2 protein-coding genes are annotated in these 513 nt (G+C 53.4%); both read right to left on the reverse strand.

Annotated elements, in window-relative coordinates; translation table 11 throughout:
* Positions 1–149: pyrimidine dimer DNA glycosylase/endonuclease V (locus tag ACTHUR_RS18475; protein WP_440400223.1), on the reverse strand; the 149-nt coding region annotated here is incomplete at its 3' end.
* Positions 146–418 carry a hemagglutinin repeat-containing protein gene (locus ACTHUR_RS18480; RefSeq protein ID WP_440400221.1) on the reverse strand — a complete coding sequence of 91 codons (273 nt, stop codon included), beginning with the start codon at positions 416–418 and terminating at the stop codon, positions 146–148. The genes ACTHUR_RS18480 and ACTHUR_RS18475, both read right to left, overlap by 4 nt.
* Between the last annotated feature and the right edge of the window lie 95 nt (positions 419–513).

A 513-nucleotide genomic window follows, 5' to 3' on the forward strand; every position in this document is an offset into this window, starting at 1 on the left:
AGCTTGTAAGGCGAATGGGTGAAGACATAATTCACCGTCGAGTGTGGTCGGCCCCAGCCTGCTCCGCGTAGGGCGGCGCATTCGCGGTGTTGCCCTAAAAGTTGGGCGCGGGGGAGCAGGGGAATGAGGGTTTGGTGCCAGAGTCTCATTTTGATTCGAATAATGTCAGGTACTCGGAATAGGCTTGTTTTAAACCTTTTTTGGAGTAGGTGGTATAAATAATGTTGCTGCCTTGGACGGTAATGTTGCCCTCGCGGCTGCGGATATTGATGTCGCCGCCAGCTTTCAGGCTGCTTTCGCGGCTTTGGCGGTAGTTTTGGTTTTGTTCCTTGCCGGCGGTTTTAAAGCCGAAGCCGGCTTCAACGGACAAGAGGACGGCGCCTTGCTGTCCGGTTTGGTTTTTGACGGCATCGGCCACTTTGCCGACGCCATCGGCCAGTTGGTAGGCTTGGGCGCCGGCGGCATCTGATTATTTTGAAATTGCCATTTCAATGACTTGCTCAACATAGTTGT

Source organism: Neisseria sp. P0021.S007 (genome assembly GCF_051956855.1).